Raw genomic sequence first — 248 nt, 5'->3', positions numbered from 1 at the left:
TGCCCGTCGGGACGAGTTGATAGGTTCTTTAACAGGGTGGGAAAACGCGGCGGAGAAAAAGGCTGCTAAATCAAGGGGAAAAGTCCGCTCAACGGTATGATGGCGTCGGGATAGTCCCTAAGATCCGCTAGGGCTGGCAGGGGGCCTGAATCCGTATGCGTACGTTCATAATCCGGCGAATTGGATTGATCCTCTGGGATTGGCGGGTTGTGATCCTACTGGATACCATAAACGCAAGGCCCTTCGAA

1 protein-coding gene is annotated in these 248 nt (G+C 53.6%); it reads left to right on the top strand.

Annotated features, from left to right (window positions below):
* Positions 1 to 133: 133 nt before the first annotated feature.
* The coding region (locus C5471_RS25165) for an RHS repeat-associated core domain-containing protein (protein WP_339959330.1) at positions 134 to 248 on the top strand (115 nt) is incomplete at its 3' end.

The organism is Photorhabdus tasmaniensis (assembly GCF_011189505.1).
In the GTDB taxonomy this organism is placed as follows: domain Bacteria; phylum Pseudomonadota; class Gammaproteobacteria; order Enterobacterales; family Enterobacteriaceae; genus Photorhabdus; species Photorhabdus tasmaniensis.
This window is presented reverse-complemented; position numbering and strand designations above follow the sequence as displayed.